The organism is Spartinivicinus marinus, assembly GCF_026309355.1.
GTDB lineage: Bacteria > Pseudomonadota > Gammaproteobacteria > Pseudomonadales > Zooshikellaceae > Spartinivicinus > Spartinivicinus marinus.
The window spans coordinates 720,849-740,983 of sequence record NZ_JAPJZK010000001.1 but is presented as its reverse complement, the minus strand read 5'-3'; the positions used below and the strand labels follow the sequence as shown (position 1 = coordinate 740,983).

Below are 20,135 nucleotides of genomic sequence, written 5' to 3'. Positions count from 1 at the left end.
TATAGTTGTTGTAACAGGGAGTGTCAACCCATCGAAGTTGTTGGAAATAATGATTTAATGGAAAGTTACAAGGTACTGGTATGCTTGTCATACACCAGATTTGTCCGTGGTTCGGAGTGCTTTGTGTTTTAATTAAATCATCCAGGCTTCAAGTTTGGCTCTATATGGATTCCTAGAGAATTACTTATTAACAGTATGTCTTAAAAATTAGCTTTCTTCAGAAAATTACTCTTCGACCAGATTTTTCAATAGTGATTCGTAGTTGATCAGCAAATAGATTGAAGCAACTACACTTGAGGCAGTCAATATGGCACCAATAATATTTACGTCAACAATTAATGTGACTAACCTAACTATTAGCCCAAGTAATATATTGAAGAGTATTACAAAGCCAATCGCTTCCAAAAAACGCCTATTCACTGTATATGATCCGCATGATACTAATAATGAAAAACTATTTATAGTTGAACGGTTGAATAATAATATGAATCATAAATAAACTCAACGCGAATCTTGATTGTTTACATATTTTTACATTTATCTATAAAGTTGTTATTTGTTCTTTCTGAACTGTGTTGTCGCGTTGGTTTTCTAGATTGAAGTATCCTTTTCTTGACAGGTTAAATAGTTCTTCATGGCGACCATTCTTTCTTAATCGATCTAATCCAGAATTGAATGTAGCTATTAAATCTTTAGCCTTTTTTGTTTTTTTATTAATTAATAAGTAATATCTTGGGTTAATAAGTGGTGTAGGGTGGTATACAATTTTTCTGGTTTGTTCAGGCTGGTAGAACTTTCTTAAAATTGAATAGCCTACCTCTCTATCGAGGGGGTAGAGTTGAATACGCCCTTGAAGTAATTTCATAAAATTGGGGGGCTCAGTTGGGGTTCTTTCAACTATTAATTTTCCCTCAGACTCAGCTTGTTGAAATGCATCGCCATAATTAGCACCAATAAGGCCACCTACTTTATAGGGCTGTAAGTCACTGACATTAGACCAGTCAAAGGATAGGGCCTTTAGGTGCCATATCATATAAGGCCCTTCAAATATAGCGTTTGAGTAATAGAAATCCTGCTCTCTTTCTGCGCTTTTACCCCAAAAAGAAGCTCCGTGGTATTTGCCTTGCTTGGCTAGCACAAGCCCGCGTTGCCAGGGGAAGAAATGATATTCAACTTTGATTGTTTGGTTGCTTGCTAACTGGAAAGCTTCAATAACAATGAGGCTAATTACACCATAATGTTTAAGATCTTTAGATACATAAGGGGGCCATTCCCCAGTAGCTAAGCGCAGGGCTTCAACAGCCCATGATTTACTAATCGTGACACTAATTATAAGAACTAATGCTATAATGGGCCTTTTTTTTAATAGTGTAGCCTGATGACTAGGAAAGCACTGCTATAAGATTAGCAAATAGTTTGGCTTATTGAGATCGCTTACCAAGCTTTACATGGAATAACAATATATTGTGCTGGTTTGAACATCACACCCGCTGCAGCTCTTATTACAAAGCTTGGGGTTATGTTTAGTAATAACGCTTTTACGTTCCCAATGTTTTAGCATGCTTTCAATTACGTGGGCAGGAGTATTGAAGTGTTTGGCTAATCTTTCCAGTGAGACGGATTGTTGTTCTTTAATATAATCACGCATATCTAATAACATAATTTAAACACTCACAACATTTTGATTGAGATTAACTGTAAGCTTGTTAACCCGCCGTTTTAGGAAAATGAGTACCACTATCCATAAGCTTGCTAGCGTGACAAACCAGCCAATGGAATAATGTGGGTGTTCGGCAAAAGTGGCAACCTGGTAATATACCGTAGCTGTTGTGTAGGCAATAGCGAATGTCCAGCCTGCGACCAGCCACATCCAGTTTGTGTTTGCCTCGCGAAAAATAGCCCCTAAGGTAGCCAGGCAGGGGGTATAAAGTAAAATAAATAGCACGTAGGCAAACGCCGCATGTGGTGAACCAAATAAATGGTGAATGGTTGAGAAGGTTTCAGCTGCTATATCTTGGTCTTCTGCCGCAATTTCTTTATTAGTTATCTCACCTATATTCATCCCTAAAGGGTCACCCCAGCCATCGGCTAAGCCAGCTAAGTTGGTTGGAATCGTTAATAATGCGGAATAAAATTTTTGCCAAAAAGCTAATGGTTGAGGGGTATCCAGTGCTTGTTTGGTAGCATTCAGCTGGCTGTACATAGCATCCAGGGTGCCAACCACTGCTTCTTTAGCAAAAACACCAGTGAAAATTCCCACTGTTGCTGGCCAGTTTGCATCATTAATACCCATTGGCTTAAACAGAGGTGTCAGTGCTTTGCCTGTCACAGACAAAATGGAGTTTTCTGTATTTTCGTTATTAACGGTTGCATCTGTACCCAGGCTATTGAGCACATTTAAGAGTGCTACCATTACAATAATGATTTTACCTGCTTTTACAATAAAGCCTTTAAGGCGGCTCCAGGTGTGGGTTAAGACCGTTTTGGTTGTGGGTAGGTGATAATCGGGTAGCTCTAGAATAAAAGGACTGCTTATGCCTGGTAGTAGAGTATGCTTCATAATAATGCCAGTAGTAATAGCAAGTAGAATACCGACAAGATATAAAATAAGCACTATGTTTTGGCCGTTATCAGGAAAAAAAGCAACAGCAAACAGTGCGTAGACAGGAAGGCGGGCTCCACAAGACATAAAGGGAGTCATACAAATGGTTAATAATCGGTCACGCTGGCTTTCTAGAGTTCTAGTTGCCATTACTGCGGGCACATTGCAGCCGAAGCCAATCAGCATAGGAACAAAAGCTTTTCCTGGCAGACCAACCCAGCCCATTATTTTATCCATAATAAAAGCAGCTCTGGCCATATAACCAGAGCCCTCTAACAATGCTAAAAATAAAAATAAGCAGGCAATGATAGGAATAAAAGTAGCAACTGTTTGAATACCACTGCCAATGCCATTGGCGAGTAACGTAATTAACCAGTTTGGTGCATGTATTTGGTTCAGCCAATAGGCTGGAGTATCAATAAATAAAGTACCTGCTGTAATATCAAAAAAGTCAATAAATGCACTGCCAATATTAATGCTAAACATAAACATTAAATACATAATGCTTAGAAATATTGGAATACCCAATAGTCGGTTAAGCACAATGTTGTCTATTTTTTCTGTTATTGATTTTGAAAAACGCTCTTCCGTCGTAACCACTTGTTGGGTGAGTTGATTAATAAACTGATAACGATCATTGGCAATAAGAATATCTAAATCTTCACCCATTTGTTGGGTGATATTTCTTGTATGTTCCTGTGCTAACTGTTGTAACACGGCCTTCCAGGTAGAGCTAGTCTTGATAATGGCAGGAAAGTGGTTGTTGATTTCATTATTGGCGAGTAAGTTTATTGCTTGCCATTGAGAAATAGCTGGGTGGTCATCAGGTCTTATTTGTTGGATAGCTTGATGAATTAACTTGTTATAAGGTTGTGGGGGAAGAGGCGTTGTTGGTTGTTTGAGTGCTTGGGTCACCCGTTTTTTCAACTCCGGTAGGCCTTTTGACTGTTTTGCAACAATTGGTAGTACTGGACATTTTAATCGCTGGGCCAGCTGCTTGATGTTGATGGTTTGCTTAGCTGATGAGAGCTTGTCCATCATATTGAGGACAATGATCATGGGTTTTCCCAACTCAAGTAACTGAAGAGTTAAATATAAACTTCGTTGTAAATTAACTGCATCGATAATATTAATAATGAGAGAGCTGGAATCTATTAATAAAAAATCAAGCGTAATTTGCTCGTCAATAGCAGTATTTTCTACACCATCTAAGGAATAAAGTCCGGGTAAGTCAATTATCTTAATCGTTTGTTGGTTATACTGATAAGAGCCTGTTTTTTTCTCAACGGTTACACCGGGCCAATTACCAATCTTTTGTTTTGAACCAGTTAAAGCGTTAAATAATGATGTTTTTCCACAATTAGGATTACCGACTAGACAGACAGTTGATAATGACATCAGGATAATTTCTCCACTTGTACAACATCTGCTTCATTCCTACGCAGGCTTAGTCTGTAACCACGTAAAGTGACTTCAATAGGATCACCTAAAGGAGCTACGCGAGAAACTGTAATAACAGTACCAGGGGTAATCCCCATGGCTAGCAGTTGGCGACGATAATGGGGGTTGCTGTTGCAAATGCCAGTGACATGACCACTTTCACCAACCTGTAAGTGTTTAAGTGTGAACTGCATAGTTTTTGACTATAACTGGTTTGAGATTGGTTTTTACAAGATCTGTTGTGTAACCAGTTTACAGTTAACAATAGGATATCTGTTTTGATTTAGATCAGTGAGAATGCAACTGATTCTTATTTTTTTATGGCTTGCTTGGTTTTAGACTAAACGATTTTTCTGCAATACTCGGTAGATTTTTTTACTGGTTTTTGCCAGCCGATCGATTTCTCCAAGAGTTGGTATTTCCCCTGATTGCAGCTGTGACTCCCAGTCATCTAGCTCTCTTGAGAGAAATTCCAAGAGTTTTTTTGAGCAGCCATGACAAGTGCCAGCACATAATACTGATTCAGGGGTATCGAAGGGGATTGCTGATCTGATTTGGTTGATCAAATCTTGCATTGCAACTGAGGTAGAGGGTTTTTTAACCAAACTGATGATCTACCCTGGGTTTAATTAAAATTGGAGTATAAATAATAAGAAAGAATACAAAAGCTATAATCCAGCATAGCTGTGATATTACAATCCAATTTACATAATGGCTCATATCCAAGATAGGTAAAAACACTCTGATGACACCACCAATTGTTAAAAGGATACAGGCTAAGCCTATTAATTTGGGTGGCTGTTGGACATTACGGCCTGTGTGGCCAAGAGAAACACGACTCATCATACTCAGTGTCACTAGGCCGATGCCACCAAAGGCCATACTATGAATAGCGAGAAAAACTGATACATAATGATAGCCACTGAGTGCAAACAGTAAAAAGCCAATAATTATAAAAGCGTAAGCCAGGTATAAACTCCATAATAAGGGTTTATGCCATATTCCCCTGGTGTACCAACCAGCAATTCTAATTAAATGAATAACAAACAATAATGCAGCCAACCAGGCAGCAATAATTTTGTAGTGGGTAAAAACAGTGCTAATAAAAAATAACAAAAAAATTACTAACGAACTAATATCAAGCCAAAGATAATTTTTTAAGGTTACTGGATAGCCAACCCCACGTTCAATAAAAAAAGGGATAACTCTACGGCCCATAGTCAATATTAAGCCAATGATAAGATATAAGCCTGTATAGTTCCCCCAGCGAATACCCGACTCAACGATATCAAAGGCGCCCAGGTAAAAAAGTATATTAGCAAGCCCCATTAATAAGAGTTTGGCCATAATTCCCAACTGCTTCCATTGCTTGACTTTGATAATAGGGACTAATACGCAAGAGGCCAGTAATAGGATGAAGAGTATATCCATGACTGCAGCAATCAATAATCCTTGGTCAAATAGAATAGCGATTCGTGGTATGAGCCAACAACAAAATAGCAGGCCTAGTTTAAAGCCATAGATAGTTTGAATTTTTGTCCAGTTTTTAACAGCAGTTAATAGAAAGCCTGCTATCACTGCTAGGCTATAACCAAATATCATTTCATGAGCATGCCAGGCAATGGGGTTAATTGTGGATGTTGGAGCAGACCACCCTAACCCATAAAGCCCAAGCCAAATGAAGATGGAAACGACTGCGTAAACCGCAGCCCCAAGAAAAAAAGGACGAAAGCCAAGATTAAACAAAGCCAAGCGAGGTTGATTGGGGTTTTGACCAGGTAATGTCATTAATGCCATATATATTTCCTTCTGTACCCTAACGATCACTTGGCTATTGAGCTACTTATTTTTTCTTACCTAACGTGTAATCACAATAACCTACTGCGGTTGTAGGGTATAAACTAATAGGGTTCATTGATGCAAGTCAGTATTTTTGATGTCCCTGGTTTATATGCTTGTTTTAAAAGTCTTTTTAACAGTGATATGAGGACTATTTCTGTAATGATAGCTTCAAATTTTCGTGAAGATACTTTAATAGAGCAGCGTGCAACACTGATTCGTAACAAGGATAAGGACTTTGCTAACTGGGCATCAGGTTATGGGGTGATTAAGCATACTGCTGAAACGCAGTTACGTATTTACGAAATGGTTTGTTTATTGGTAACAGAGGGTGTTGTTGCCGGAAAAACTGAGGCTTATCAACAATTAGCTGCGCTGGATAAGTTGACTTGTGCGGCAATGTGGTTAGTTGTCCATATGACTTATGCCAAAAATGTTTATTTAGATGGTAAGGAGTTAACTGCTGCAGATTTTAAGCGGCAGCCCCAAGGACATACTGGGGGCTCGCTCAACATGGTGACAGGTTATATGGGCTATATGGGGATTAATGCATTAACAGGCATGACTCGGCAATGGCTAATGGGGCAAGGCCATTGTGTTGCAGCAATCGATGCGGTGAATTTGTTATTAGAAAATACAACAGCTGTTCACAAAGAACGTTATGATTGGTCCGACCAAGGGTTAACCCGTTTTGTAAGGGATTTTTACAGTTATTTGGTGAATCAACAGGGGAAACCCGTTTCACCACTGGGTAGTCACGTTAATACACATACGGCAGGTGCAACCATTGAGGGTGGATATTTAGGCTTTGCTGGTCTGTACTATGTTCACCAGCCTATGCCTGGTGAGCGTTTAGTTGCTTTTTTAAGTGATGGTGCATTTGAAGAACAACGAGGTAGTGACTGGGCCCCTAGGTGGTGGCGAGCTGAGGATACGGGTTTGGTGACACCGATTATGATAGCCAACGGGCGTCGTATAGATCAGCGTACTACTATGAGTCAATCTGGAGGCTCTGAGTGGTTTAAACAGCATTTAGCTTTAAATTATTTTGATCCTGTTGTCATTGATGGTACTGACCCTGCCGCTTTTGTGTGGGCAATTTTTGAAATGGAAAATCGTCTACAAGCAAGAGCCGAAGCGGTTAAGCAGGGTAAACAGCATTACCCGATAAAGCTGCCGTATGTGATTGCAGAAACAGTAAAAGGCTATGGCTTTCCAGGTGCTGGTACTAACGCTGCCCATGGTACACCTTTACAATCAAACCCTGCCAAGTCAGCAGAAGCTTTAATGGCATTTAATCAAGGTGCTAAAAAACTGTGGGTACCTACTGATAAACTGAAAAATGCAGTTAAACTGATTAACAATCATGATGGGGCCAGTCGCCCTAAGGAAAATACAGTCAAGCAAGTTATAGAAAAAATTAAGGTAAATAAGCCGTCACTCAGTTGGAAACCAGAGTTGTATGATAATTATTCTCCTATGGTGGGGTGGGATGAAGGTTTTACGCAGTTAGTAAAAGAAAACGCCCATTTGCGTGTGAGGGTGGGTAATCCAGACGAATTAAGAAGTAACCAAATGAACCAAACCCTTGACTGGCTTAAGCACCGTGTTACTCAGCCTGAACAAGGCGTTGCTGAAGCAATAGATGGTAAAGTAATTACAGCACTTAATGAAGAAGCAGTGGTAAGCGCTGTATTGGCCAACCAGCAAGGGATTAATTTGGTGGTTTCTTATGAAGCATTTGCAGTAAAAATGTTGGGAGCGCTTCGCCAGACGATTATTTTTGCACGACACCAAAAAGATGTGGAGCAACCAGCAAGCTGGCTGAGTGTACCTGTCTTATCGACTTCCCATGTTTGGGAAAATGGTAAAAACGAGCAGTCCCATCAAGACCCAACTTTATCTGAAGCATTAATGGGTGAAATGAGTGATATGGCAAGGGTATTATTTCCTTGTGATTGGAATAGTGCTTTAGCGACAATGCAATCATGTTACGCAAGCTATGGACAAATTTGGCTAGCGACAATACCTAAATTACCTGTGCCAGTCTTTCTATCAAAAGAACAGTCAATTAACTTGCTTGACGACGGTGCGGTATTAGTCAGAGGGGTTGCTGATGCGTCAATTCAATTAGTAGCAGTAGGTGCTTATCAGTTGCTTGAGACACTAAAAGCCAGTGACCGTTTAAACGAGCGGGGGATATCTCATTCACTCATTTATATTATTGAGCCCGGTCGATTTAGAGTGGCGAGAGATAATGCTGAGGCAGAGCAATTAGTAGCCGGTGAAGTGTTGGAAAATTTATTTCCAGCCACAGTTAAAACAAGAGTGTTTATTTGCCATGGTCGACCAGAAGTTTATCTTGGTGTGATGAGGCAACTGGATTTGGGACCAAAACAAACAGTCGCACTTGGTTATATCAATCAAGGTGGCACTTTGGATATAGGTGGAATGTTTTATGCCAATAAAACAACTTGGGCACATATTTTATACCAGCTTGCTAAGACTGCATCGTTAAACCCACAGGCTATTCTGACGGATAGGGAAATTCAAGCAGTAACAGGGGTTGGGGATCCTTATACAATTATTGCTAAACCTTATCAGTAAAATATGATGTCCATACTTGATAACCATTTGGCGGTATTAGGTATCCTGTTTTTACTTGGGCTAATAACTGATGTTATTGGCCGTAAAACTCACTTGCCTCGAGTAACTTTATTATTAGTATTTGGGTTGACGGTAGGGCCTTCTGGACTAGCGCTGTTACCTTCCTTTACTCAAGACTGGTTTCCATTGGTAACGAATATTGCGTTGTTAATGGTAGGGTTTTTATTGGGAGAAAAATTAGCAGGCCGGTTTTTAAAGGAAAATGGTAGGGAGATACTGATTATATCTTCTATTGTCACTTTGATTACAGCAGTAATTGTATTTATTGGTATGTGGCTTTTAAATACAGGATTAATTTTTGCTTTATTGGTTGCAGGTGTTGCAACCGCGACAGATCCTGCGGCAGTGAGTGAAGTAGTCAAAGAGTTAAAGACAAAGGGCAAAACAACTCAAGTATTACTTGGCATAGTAGCGATTGATGATGCTTGGGGATTATTACTCTTTAGTTTTATTTTAGTGTTGTGTCAGTCAGTTTCAGGTAATCCGCAGATACTAGATATTATAATGCATGCCCTTTGGGATTTAGGTGGAGCATTTGTCATTGGTGCACTATTAGGTATTCCTATGGCTTTTTTAACTGGAAGAATAAAATCTGGGGAACCTACTTTAATAGAAGCACTGGGCATGGTGTTTTTATGTGGTGGTATTGCTCAGTGGTTAAATGTGTCTTATTTGTTAACGGCTATTGTAATGGGAGTAACAGTAGCAAACTTAGCCTATCATCACACCAGGCCATTTCATGCTATTGAAGAAATTGAATGGCCTTTTATGGTGCTGTTTTTCATATTAGCTGGCGCTTCATTTGATGTTTCAGAACTTGCAAATATAGGCGTGTTTGGAGTTGCTTACTTAACATTAAGGGTAATAGGGCGTTTAATGGGCAGCTGGCTGGGAGGCAAACCATTTACCCTTGGCACCCAACAATCAATGTGGGTTGGACTGTCTTTATTACCACAAGCCGGGGTAGCACTGGGGTTGGCATTATTAGCCAAACAACATTTTTCTGAAATAGGGGAATCATTATTGCAACTAACCATTGCAGGTACGATCGTTTTTGAAATTATCGGCCCCATTTTTACCCGAATAGGAATTAGCCGACTGTATAAAAGTGGCTGATAGATCTAGTGGTACTAATTTTGTGGTTGGAGTGACTGGATTCGAACCAGCGCCCCTTTCTTTCAGAAGACAATACTCTACCAGACTGAGCTACACTTCGCTGCTGCTTATTAGTCTTGTTGTCAATACAAATATTGTACACAGGCTGATAACTTGAGTGCTTATTTACTGCTATACAAGCAAAACGTTAATTTAAGTTTCAGTTATGTGTTAATTGGCTATTCTTACTAGTAGTGCTCTTAATATACCTATTATGTAGGGTGTTGTTGAGTTTTGAGGGTGTCATAGATAAGTTTATTTGTATTCTGGAGAAGTTAGATGGTTTCAGGAAATGGTGTAAGAGTTATTGCTGGACGGATTAGTCCAAATGGTACCATTATTACCAATCCTACTGGTGGCATTCGTAGTAGTTCAAAAAAGTCAAAAGGCTTGTATCTGGTTCACTTTAAGCAGCATTTTCAATCACCACCTACTGCAGTTATTACTGTGTATCAACCTGGAGGAACGGATTTTTCTATTATGGGAGATAGCACTCAAGTTAATGCGTTAGTGGTGTCTATAGACTGTGATCAGATGTTGGTAAAAACAGGTGATGTTGAAGGCACTGCCTCAGACCAAGAGTTTGCTTTTATCGCTCTAGAGCAGCTAGCAGTGTGACCTTCGCGGACGGTTATTGAGAGTGCTGTATGGGATGAGTAAATGTACTTGCATAAGAAGATAAGCTGCTTACTCATCAGTTGTTTTATGTTTAGTGCTACACCTGTTGTACTTGCTAAAACAATCGAAACGTTAAAATGCGGTACGAATGAGTTTGCTCCTTTTGGGTTTATTGAAAATGGAGAATTAAAAGGAATAGAGGTTGAGCTGTTTCATGAGATTGGCAAGCGGTTAAATATTCAAACCAAACTGAATTTATTCCCCTGGAGCCGTATGTTGGCATTGGTTAAAAAAGGGGATTTAGATTGTATGATTGCTGCTTTTAGAACGGAAGAGCGGTTAACTTATATGGACTATACTAATGTGCCATTTCATGTATCATCGTTGGTGTTCTTTATCCACCAAGACCGTCCGTTTCAATTTAATAGGCTAGAAGATCTGAAAGGGCTTAATATTGGGCTAGTGACGGACTTCACCACGTCGCCAGAGTTTGATGAGGCACTCAATAAACAGTGGTTTACAGTTAGCCCTGTCAATGACTTTAAGCAGAACTTTGAAAAACTTGCAGTTAAGCGAGTTGATATGGTGCTGGTTAATCGTCATGTGGGAGCGTACTTATTAAAAAAACTTAACTTACCTCAAATAACTGCGCTCTCTGTGCCGTTAACAGCTAGACCTGCTTACTTAACCTTCTCTAAGCGTTCAGAGAAGAGCACACTCATTCCTAAATTTGATATGGTGTTATTTGAGTTATTGACTGATGGTACTTATCAAAACTTGTTTGAAAAATATACAGCTATTGTTGATATTGCAAGTCCTGATAGTGAGGAGGGCATAAAGCGACTTAAGTGATCAGCTAATTCAGCTTTGCAGGCTTAAACACAACTGTGATACAATTCGCGGCCTGTTTGGTTTGTACTCCTTTAGTTGTACTACGCTGGGCGACCAAGAGTTAAGTCGGTGTAGGGGCTGTGATAGATGAGTTTACATAATGATTGAAACACTGGTGTTGGGTGTTATTTTAGTACTAGTCTACCTAATAGAACACTAAGCGTTCTTATGGCCTACAGGCATAGCAATAGCCAGTAGCGTACATGACTATCGCTATTGCTTAATTTTATGCATGAACCGCTAGGCTACAGCCTTAGTATACTTATCAGTGTTGTTAGCACTGTAGCTAAAACTTTAACACTTTTGATTTGATTTGAGTAATGAAGTCAATGTAATCACTGGCGCCTTCTTTAGCATCATAAATATTTTTGAAGGGGCCTATGTCAATACCTTCCCTCGTTTTGAAAAACCAAATACTTTTTTGTCGAAAGAAGCGTTCTGATCGTCTACCAAAAAAGGCGTTTTCGTTAAGCCGCAATGTTCTCATTGTATTGCTCCTTTCTTAGGATATTTATCCTATGTCGTTTTCAGTTCCAGGTATGAACTATTTATGCCTCACATAAAAGGGAGAGGACTATCGACCTTAAACTAAGCATAATTTACGCCAACTGTTGTTGTTTTTTTACGTTATTTGTAAAGTGACTACCCTGAGTGATCAGAGCAATACAAACTCTGTTTATTTAAAAGGGATGTGTGTAAAAAATTGACAGTTGCTTGAGTTATAAAAAATAGACTCCTATTAAAAATAAATAGCGCTGCACGGGAGCAAGGATAAATGGTGATTTTTTATGGACTACATTTAACTGACGAAATATCGTTATTAATAATTTCATGCTAAACCCATTTAATAGCGTTTTATCTTCTTTATACTAAAAAAGTAGGGGCTCTTTGATCTATGTATGACAAAAGGGGTATGAAATTTTTTTCGAGTATTCCTAAACTTATAGCCAAGGTGAATGATTTTTTTAGGGACGGCCGTCAAGTAACGAATCTCCATGAGCCTATAAATAATCGGTGATTGAGGGGAGGGACATAGACAACAAACCTTAAAAATCAGTCGCGAAGGGTACAATGTAGAAAGAATGAAGAAAAAGTGAGGCAGAGAACTATGGAGGCCGCAGCTAAAGAGCTTGCAGATTACATGAATAAACTGGCTTTGTTGGCATATCCTGCTGGGCGGCTTCAGCACCTGGAGTTTGTATTATGGCATGCAATAGTCATTGGCCCCTTTCAATATGGGCAATTAACGCTGACTCATGCACATATTAAAAAGCTAAGAGAACTTAGCTACACATGTAATGGTTGGATTTATCGAGACCCTGTCGCGGGAGAAACCTGGGTTTCGCTAACCCAGTGGCAGGATTTATACAGCCGTAAAATCGATCTGGTTGCTTTAAAATAACATAATCTTTTGCGGGTAGTTATTAGCTGTTTTTTATAATGAATCGCTATAGTTGTATTTATTTTATTTAAACTTTTGTCAAGAAAACGCATAGTCTATTTGTGTTTTGCTATTAGATATTGTTAATTGGGCTTTACAGTCGATCCGAATAGTAACTATGGAGTTTTGATTGCTATGGACCAATTTGATGTTGCCCACTATGCCCAATTAATCTCAATGGCAGCCAAAGGTAATGAAAAAGCAGCGCTGGCATTTGACTTTCTAATGCCTGAGCAACAACTTGCCGTTTTAAAATATAAGATTCAGTCTTTAAAAGAAAAATATCTAAACAAAATAGAACAGGGTGATACACAAATAACATCAGCAAGTGAGTTTTATAGCATAGCTAATGTTATTCCTTTTAATATAGGCAAAACGTCTAAGCTGGAAATTAGTCGTTTAATCGAAGCCTATCATCAAACCCATAACTGTTTTCCTACTCGGCGCCAGCTAGTTAGCTTCTTTTTAGATGAGTTAGAATCTACCGTTGACCTTATTAAAGTGAGCACTTAATAGTTGTGTATCCCTCCTAGCAAAACACAAGGGAACTGTGTAACTTGCTTGCTTCTGCTTCTGCCCGCCACTAATTAACCCTCTACTTCGATTTATCCTTTTGTCAGGGCTTGAAGTCTGTCTAAAAAGGCTTTCTAATGAAGCACTTATATATTATTTTCATTAGCTCGCAAGATTTTATAGGTTTACAGCATGGCGAAGCAGTGGTCTCCCAGTAGTTGGCAGCAATTTCCCATTAAACAGCAGCCAGCATACCCAAGCCCCCAGGCACTTGAGTCTGTTTTGACTCAACTTAAGCGAAATCCTCCACTAGTATTTGCTGGAGAAGCTCGCTCATTACAGACTAAATTGGCCGATGTTGCTCAAGGTAAGGCCTTTTTACTTCAAGGGGGGGATTGTGCGGAGAGCTTTGCTGAGTTCAATGCTAATAATATTCGCGACACCTTTAAAGTGATGCTGCAAATGGCCATTGTGCTGACATTTGGTGGAGCTTGCCCAATTGTCAAAGTTGGCCGAATGGCTGGGCAATTTGCAAAGCCTCGTTCTGCTGATATGGAATCTCAGGGCGATATTTCTTTGCCGAGTTATCGAGGCGATATTATTAACGCAATTGAGTTTTCTGAAGATGCGCGAATACCAGATCCGCATAGACTGCTCAAAGCCTATAACCAGGCGGCGGCAACATTAAACTTATTGCGTGCTTTTGCTCAAGGGGGTTTGGCTGACCTTCATCAAGTACATCGCTGGAATTTAGGGTTTGTAAAAAATAGTGCGTTAAAAGAGCGTTATCAACATCTCGCTGAACGTATCGATGAAACGTTGTCATTCATGGCTGCTTGTGGGATTACAGCACAAACCAGCTCAGCCATTCGAGAAACAGACTTTTATACCTCTCATGAAGCACTACTGCTGAATTATGAGGAAGCACTGACTCGGCAAGACAGTATTACTGGAGAGTGGTATGACTGTTCTGCACATATGTTATGGATTGGTGATAGAACCCGCCAACCAGAGGGGGCACATATTGAGTTTTTACGAGGAGTTAAAAACCCTATTGGCGTAAAAGCAGGCCCTACTTTGAAGCCTGAAGAACTAATTCAGTTAATAGACAAGTTAAACCCAGAAAATGAGCTTGGCCGAATTACCGTGATTGTTAGGATGGGAGCAGGCAAAGTTGCTGATGGATTACCAGCTCTAATTAGAAAAGTTCAGCAAGAAGGGCGTCATGTGGTGTGGAGCTGTGATCCCATGCATGGTAATACAATCAAGGCCTGTTCTGGTTTTAAAACCCGGGCATTTGATCAGATTCTGCAAGAGGTACGAGAGTTTTTCCAAGTGCATCATGCAGAAGGAAGTTATGCCGGTGGTGTGCACTTTGAAATGACTGGGCAAAATGTGACAGAGTGTATTGGTGGGGCTCAGGCCATTACAGAAGAAGGCTTGGGTGATCGTTATCACACTCATTGTGACCCAAGGCTTAATGCAGATCAATCACTTGAGTTGGCTTTCCTAATTGCAGAAACATTAAAGTCCTGTCGACAGCAAGCAGACTAAGAGCAACACTATGTTCCAGTTAGAACCACTCTCATCAGTTGATAATGATAAGAACAATAAAACAGAGTCATACCAGCAGCTACTGGAGCAGGTAAAGTCTCTCACCCAGAGCGAGCCTAATATCATCGCAAACCTTGCCAATATTAGCAGCTTGCTGTTCTGGCAGTTGACTGATATTAACTGGGCAGGCTTTTATTTAAATGAAGGGAACCAGTTAGTATTGGGGCCATTTCAAGGGAAGCCAGCCTGTATCAGAATCCCAGTAGGCAAAGGTGTTTGTGGGGTTGCTGCCGCAACCGGTGAGGTGCAACGAGTGGCAAATGTCCACCATTTTACTGGGCATATTGCCTGTGATGCTAATACAAATAGTGAAATAGTATTGCCCTTGAAAAAACAAGGGCAGGTTAAGGCTGTACTGGATATCGACAGCCCTGTGTTTGATCGATTTGATGAACAGGACCAAGAGGGGCTGTTAGCTATTGTTAGTTATATTGAGTCATTGATATAGCTAAAATAGCTATTAATTAAATACCACAATCTAGTGGTATTTAATGCCAGCAAGGAAGATAAACGAAGATACTAAGAATTAATTTCCTATGATTAGCTAAAGGAATATGAACTATTCTAAGTATTATTGCGTGTAGCTAACAGTTTAGCCAATCAATGTCAGACGAAAAAAGACGCCATCAGCGGACAAAAGTTACCTTACAAATTAAGTTAATGAGTAACGGTGATGAAGGCATAACGCTAAAAACCCGGGATATTTCAGATAGCGGCATATTTTTATTGGCTGAAGAAGACAGTATTCCTCCTCTAGGAACAATAGTTAAAGTCCAGGTGCAAGGCTTACCCATACCCGCTCCTATATGTACTATGGAAGTAGTAAGACAAGAGCCAGAAGGCTTTGGGCTGAGAATGTTAGATAAGTAGCCAATCTTTTCTCAACTTTCAATCATTTTTGTCCGCTGATTATCTACTTAGTTTTACCAGAAGCTGATAGCCCCTGCATTGCCAAACGAAGTAAATTGGAGTAAAAGCTTAGTTTCTTTCGAAGGTTTCATACCAGTCAGTTCAGGCTTTAATTAAAGGGGGGGATATGCAAACAGTTGCAATAAAAAAGCTACCACAAAAGCCCGCAAACCACTCTCATCCTTTTCATCAGCTTGTTGTTGGTATTAATGGAGATACTCTGTTTGAAGTAGGGGGGGTGGCTAACCGATTAGGGCAACAATTTGGCTGCTTGGTGCCAGCTAATCAGCCTCATGATTTTGCGGGTGATGATAACAATCAAATCCTGGTTTTGAATGTACCTACACAAGACAGCCAACACTGGGTTTCTCCCCAGGTGATTGATCAACTGTTTGCACACCCTGGCTATAAAAAGCTAACCCCTCCGCTTCAGCAGCTGGTTCATGTGAGTGTCCAGCAATTTGCATTGGCGCCTGAAGACCAGTTGCTAGCAAGCCATTTGGCGGCAGCTTTTCTTCATGCCTTGTACCATGCCAGTCAAACAATAGAATTTAAATCACAACCATCCGCTAAAATTGAGCTTTCCCGGCTGAATAAGTTTGTCTTAACCAATTTGTCACGAAAAATTAGTATTTTTGAACTGGCTAAAGACCAATGCATGAGCCCTAGTCACTTTCACGCAATTTTTAAGCAACAAGTAGGTTTAACACCCTTTCAGTATGTGATTAAACAACGAGTGAAAGAAGCCGAGCGACTGCTGGCAACAACCCAGCTTCCTTTAGTAGAGATTGCCAGTTTAACGGGTTTTTGTCATCAGAGTGCTTTAAACAGAGCATTTAAACAGGTGATGGGATATACCCCAAAAGCTTTCAGACTACATCAACAAGGTTCATAGCCTTGATGAAATTATATAGTGGTGACAGATTATACAAATTGCAGGTGATTCATAGTTTTTTGCAAATTTAGCCTAGTTTTTTGCAAGATCCTATTTCTTCCCCCTGGTTAGACTATCCCGTCAACTCATAATTGCTATAACAATTAATTGCAATAACAAATTCAGGCAATCCTTCAGTCTATACCCCGTCCGTTATTTGAAGCAGGACAGATATCCCTATTGGGTTAGGGGCTGTTGGTAATAAAAGATTTTTATACTAATTGGGTACCGTACATGTTCAATGCTGCTGATGCATTTAAGTCAGACTTTTATACCTTACCACCCCAGCAGTTAAAGGCTTATATTTCACCTCATTATCAGGTTGAGGAAGCACAATATTTAAGTCAGCTGATAGAAATAGCTCAGCCTTCCACAGATCAACTTCAACGAACGACGGAGCAGGCTCGCCAGTTGATAGAGCAGGTAAGAGCACAAGATGATGCCATTCATATGGTGGATGCCTTACTGCTGGAATATAGCCTTGATACCAAAGAAGGTATTCTGCTGATGTGTTTAGCAGAGGCTTTAATGCGTATCCCTGATGCTGATACAGCGGATGCGTTAATCAAAGACAAATTAAGTGTGGCTGACTGGCAACGGCATCTGAAAAAAAGTGACTCGGTATTAGTCAATGCATCAACCTGGGGGTTGTTGCTTACTGGCAAAGTCACAGCCATGGATAGTAATGAAGATGGTAGTCCTTCTGGCATTATCAATCGTTTGGTCAATCGATTGGGCGAGCCTGTGATTCGCAAGGTAATGAATCAGGCAATGAAAATCATGGGCAAGCAGTTTGTGCTGGGACGCTCGATTCAGGAAGCATTAAAAAATAGCCGAAAAAATCGTGATTTAGGGTATACCTACTCATACGACATGTTAGGTGAAGCGGCACTCACTAAAAGCGATGCTGATAAATATTTTAATGATTATTTGGCGGCTATAAACGCAGTGGGGGCTGAAACCTATGGTAACGATAAAACACCTCCTCCAACGATTTCAATAAAACTATCTGCACTGCATCCACGCTATGAAAAAAGCCATGAGCAGCGGGTAATGACAGAATTATTTAATACTGTCATTGAGTTAATTAAAGTGGCTCGACAGAAATCAGTAGGCATTACTATTGATGCTGAAGAAGCAGATCGGTTGGAAATTTCGCTACAACTGTTTGAAAAGCTCTACCGGGAACCTGCTACTCAAGGTTGGGGGCAATTTGGTTTAGTCGTGCAAGCTTACTCTAAGCGGGCATTACCTGTCTTATGCTGGTTAAATAGTTTGGCAGCACAACAAGGCGATATTATTCCAATACGGCTGGTTAAAGGTGCCTATTGGGATAGCGAAATTAAACATTGTCAGCAATTAGGCACCGAAGGCTACCCGGTTTTTACCCGTAAAGAAGCCACAGATGTGTCGTATTTAGCCTGTGCTCAATTTTTATTGAGTGAGGCGACCAAGGGTAAGATTTATCCGCAGTTCGCCAGCCATAATGCCCATACGGTTGCTTCTATTTTAGCCATGGCCAATGGGCGAGAATATGAGTTTCAGCGCCTGCATGGTATGGGGGATGGATTATATAAAGCTGTTTTAGAAAGTCATCAGGTACCTGTGCGTATTTATGCACCTGTTGGCGCCCATAAAGATTTATTGCCTTATCTAGTACGCCGCTTGCTGGAAAATGGTGCCAACTCTTCCTTTGTTCACCGCTTAGTCGATGCAAAAACACCTGTTGCTGAGCTGACGAAACATCCGCTGGAATCATTAAAAACCTATGCTTGTCTCGCTAATGAACGAATCCCAACTCCTCCCAGAATTTATGGAAATGAGCGGCGAAACTCAAAGGGCATTAACATTTTAATTGAGTCCCAATGGCAGCCTCTGGCTGAGCAAATTCGCAACTATATGAACCGCTCTTGGCAAGCTGGGCCTATTATCAACGGTGAGGTAGTGACAACCACCAACAGTAAAGCAGTTTCTTGCCCTTATCGCATCAGTGAATCGGTGGGAGAAGTAAGCTGGGCAACGGAACAGGAAGTCAAGCAGGCTCTGGCCGTCGCTAAGGAAGCCTTTCCTACCTGGAACAATCAGCCGGTTGCCAAAAGAGCGCAGTGCTTGCAGCAATTAGCTGACTTACTGGAAGCCAATCTCGCAGAGCTTATTGCCTTGTGTCACCGTGAAGCAGGTAAGACGATTCAGGATTCGATTGACGAAGTTAGAGAAGCGGTTGATTTCTGTCGTTACTATGCTGTGCAAGCTGAGCAACGCTTTGATAAGCCTCAAGTACTCCCTGGCCCAACAGGCGAGTCCAATGAGTTGAGCTTAATGGGGAGGGGGGTATTTGTCTGCATCAGCCCCTGGAATTTCCCACTTGCTATTTTTCTGGGACAGATTGCTGCCGCATTAGCAGCGGGTAATACAGTAATCGCCAAACCTGCTGAGCAAACCAGCCTGATTGCATTCAAAGCAGTACAGTTAATGCTGGAAGCAGGCTTTCCTGCTGGAGTGATTCAATTGCTACCGGGTGATGGAGCCCAGGTTGGTGCACCATTGACTGCTGCAGAAACAATTGCAGGGGTCGCCTTTACTGGCTCAACAGATACAGCGCAACTGATTAACCGTACGTTAGCTGCTCGTCAAGGCGCGATTGTGCCATTAATTGCTGAAACTGGTGGTCAAAATGCGATGATTGTGGACAGCACGGCATTGCCTGAGCAGGTAGTGAGCGATGTTGTGCACTCTGCTTTTGCCAGTGCCGGTCAACGCTGCTCTGCATTACGGGTGCTATTTGTTCAGGAGGATGTGTCTGATCGCATCTTAGATTTATTGAAGGGGGCAATGGCTGAGCTGGAAGTGGGAGACCCCAGTTTACTATCCACTGACCTGGGCCCAGTGATTGACCAACAGGCTCAGCAGCAGCTACTACAGCATATCAGCCAGATGAAACAGCAGGCCAAGTTGATTGCAGAGACCAGCCTGCCTGATATGAGTGGCTATTTTGTACCACCAACAGCTATCGAGATTGAAAGTATCAAGCAGCTTACCAAAGAAAACTTTGGACCAATACTGCATGTAGTGCGCTATAGAGCCTCACAGCTTGATCAAGTAATCAATAGTATTAATGAAACAGGTTTTGGTTTGACACTGGGGGTTCACTCACGAAATGAGGCATTAACCCATTACATTGCAGATAAAGTGAATGTGGGTAATGTCTATGTCAACCGTAACCAGATTGGGGCTGTAGTCGGTGTTCAGCCATTTGGTGGGCAAGGCTTATCCGGTACTGGGCCAAAGGCGGGTGGCCCACACTACTTGTACCGATTTGCCACTGAAAAAGTGCGCACAATTAACACCACAGCGGTAGGAGGTAATGCAAGCTTGCTGTCATTAGCAAGTGAAACTGTTTAGGAGTCGGTTTGGTAGTACATTGTGACAGTCTGATATAGCGAAGGTACAATGTGCTACCAGTTAGCTTTTAATTTATCTCTTAGCCCAGAAGGCTCTTAGGCTTTCAATAT

General features: G+C 40.9%; 18 protein-coding genes. 11 read left to right on the top strand and 7 right to left on the bottom strand.

Annotated features, from left to right (window positions below; translation table 11 throughout):
* Positions 1–541 precede the first annotated feature (541 nt).
* From OQE68_RS03605 to OQE68_RS03585, 6 genes are all read right to left on the bottom strand, one after another.
* On the bottom strand, positions 542–1,033 hold the full coding sequence (locus tag OQE68_RS03605) for a substrate-binding periplasmic protein (RefSeq protein WP_434801424.1): 492 nt from the start codon (positions 1,031–1,033) through the stop codon (positions 542–544).
* Between the two features lie 411 nt (positions 1,034–1,444).
* Positions 1,445–1,648, bottom strand: coding sequence for a FeoC-like transcriptional regulator (locus OQE68_RS30720; protein WP_180568040.1), 204 nt, complete (start codon positions 1,646–1,648; stop codon positions 1,445–1,447).
* Positions 1,649–1,663: 15 nt separating this feature from the next.
* Complete coding sequence (feoB, locus tag OQE68_RS03600) at positions 1,664–4,000, bottom strand: Fe(2+) transporter permease subunit FeoB (protein WP_180568039.1); 2,337 nt, start codon at positions 3,998–4,000, stop codon at positions 1,664–1,666.
* Complete coding sequence (locus OQE68_RS03595; RefSeq protein WP_180568038.1) at positions 4,000–4,236, bottom strand: FeoA family protein; 237 nt, start codon at positions 4,234–4,236, stop codon at positions 4,000–4,002. The genes feoB and OQE68_RS03595 overlap by 1 nt, the downstream gene beginning before the upstream one ends.
* 141 nt (positions 4,237–4,377) lie before the next feature.
* Positions 4,378–4,647: a hypothetical protein gene (locus OQE68_RS03590; RefSeq protein WP_255490831.1), complete on the bottom strand. Its 270-nt coding sequence runs from the start codon at positions 4,645–4,647 to the stop codon at positions 4,378–4,380.
* Positions 4,640–5,839 (bottom strand): NnrS family protein, encoded by a 1,200-nt coding sequence (locus OQE68_RS03585; protein WP_219339987.1) that lies wholly within the window; start codon positions 5,837–5,839, stop codon positions 4,640–4,642. The genes OQE68_RS03590 and OQE68_RS03585 overlap by 8 nt, the downstream gene beginning before the upstream one ends.
* 204 nt (positions 5,840–6,043) lie before the next feature.
* On the opposite strand from OQE68_RS03585, the gene OQE68_RS03580 reads away from it, so the two are divergent.
* The 4 genes from OQE68_RS03580 (at position 6,044) to OQE68_RS03565 (ending at position 11,173) form a co-directional block, all read left to right on the top strand.
* Positions 6,044–8,488 carry a phosphoketolase family protein gene (locus OQE68_RS03580; RefSeq protein ID WP_180568037.1) on the top strand — a complete coding sequence of 815 codons (2,445 nt, stop codon included), beginning with the start codon at positions 6,044–6,046 and terminating at the stop codon, positions 8,486–8,488.
* Between the two features lie 3 nt (positions 8,489–8,491).
* Positions 8,492–9,664: a cation:proton antiporter gene (locus OQE68_RS03575; protein WP_180568036.1), complete on the top strand. Its 1,173-nt coding sequence runs from the start codon at positions 8,492–8,494 to the stop codon at positions 9,662–9,664.
* A 318-nt stretch (positions 9,665–9,982) separates the two neighbouring features.
* Entirely contained in the window at positions 9,983–10,321 is a 339-nt protein-coding gene (locus tag OQE68_RS03570; protein ID WP_180568035.1) for a hypothetical protein, read from the top strand.
* Positions 10,322–10,408: 87 nt separating this feature from the next.
* Complete coding sequence (locus tag OQE68_RS03565; RefSeq protein ID WP_180568034.1) at positions 10,409–11,173, top strand: substrate-binding periplasmic protein; 765 nt, start codon at positions 10,409–10,411, stop codon at positions 11,171–11,173.
* 325 nt (positions 11,174–11,498) lie between these two features.
* Here the strand turns inward: OQE68_RS03565 and OQE68_RS03560 are convergent, their stop codons facing one another.
* Complete coding sequence (locus OQE68_RS03560) at positions 11,499–11,699, bottom strand: DUF6316 family protein (protein WP_180568033.1); 201 nt, start codon at positions 11,697–11,699, stop codon at positions 11,499–11,501.
* 621 nt (positions 11,700–12,320) lie between these two features.
* Here OQE68_RS03560 and OQE68_RS03555 point away from each other — a divergent pair.
* The 7 genes from OQE68_RS03555 (at position 12,321) to putA (ending at position 20,025) form a co-directional block, all read left to right on the top strand.
* Entirely contained in the window at positions 12,321–12,614 is a 294-nt protein-coding gene (locus OQE68_RS03555; RefSeq protein ID WP_180568032.1) for a hypothetical protein, read from the top strand.
* Positions 12,615–12,788: 174 nt separating this feature from the next.
* Positions 12,789–13,166 (top strand): hypothetical protein, encoded by a 378-nt coding sequence (locus tag OQE68_RS03550; protein ID WP_180568031.1) that lies wholly within the window; start codon positions 12,789–12,791, stop codon positions 13,164–13,166.
* A gap of 192 nt (positions 13,167–13,358) precedes the next feature.
* Positions 13,359–14,720: a class II 3-deoxy-7-phosphoheptulonate synthase gene (locus OQE68_RS03545; RefSeq protein WP_180568030.1), complete on the top strand. Its 1,362-nt coding sequence runs from the start codon at positions 13,359–13,361 to the stop codon at positions 14,718–14,720.
* A gap of 10 nt (positions 14,721–14,730) precedes the next feature.
* Complete coding sequence (locus OQE68_RS03540) at positions 14,731–15,228, top strand: GAF domain-containing protein (protein WP_180568029.1); 498 nt, start codon at positions 14,731–14,733, stop codon at positions 15,226–15,228.
* A 155-nt stretch (positions 15,229–15,383) separates the two neighbouring features.
* Entirely contained in the window at positions 15,384–15,650 is a 267-nt protein-coding gene (locus OQE68_RS03535) for a PilZ domain-containing protein (RefSeq protein ID WP_180568028.1), read from the top strand.
* A 166-nt stretch (positions 15,651–15,816) separates the two neighbouring features.
* The gene (locus OQE68_RS03530; protein ID WP_180568027.1) at positions 15,817–16,584 is read left to right on the top strand and encodes an AraC family transcriptional regulator; all 768 of its coding nucleotides are present in this window, start codon (positions 15,817–15,819) and stop codon (positions 16,582–16,584) included.
* A gap of 273 nt (positions 16,585–16,857) precedes the next feature.
* Positions 16,858–20,025, top strand: a complete 3,168-nt coding sequence (putA, locus tag OQE68_RS03525) for a bifunctional proline dehydrogenase/L-glutamate gamma-semialdehyde dehydrogenase PutA (protein ID WP_180568026.1) — start codon at positions 16,858–16,860, stop codon at positions 20,023–20,025.
* Positions 20,026–20,135: the final 110 nt, after the last annotated feature.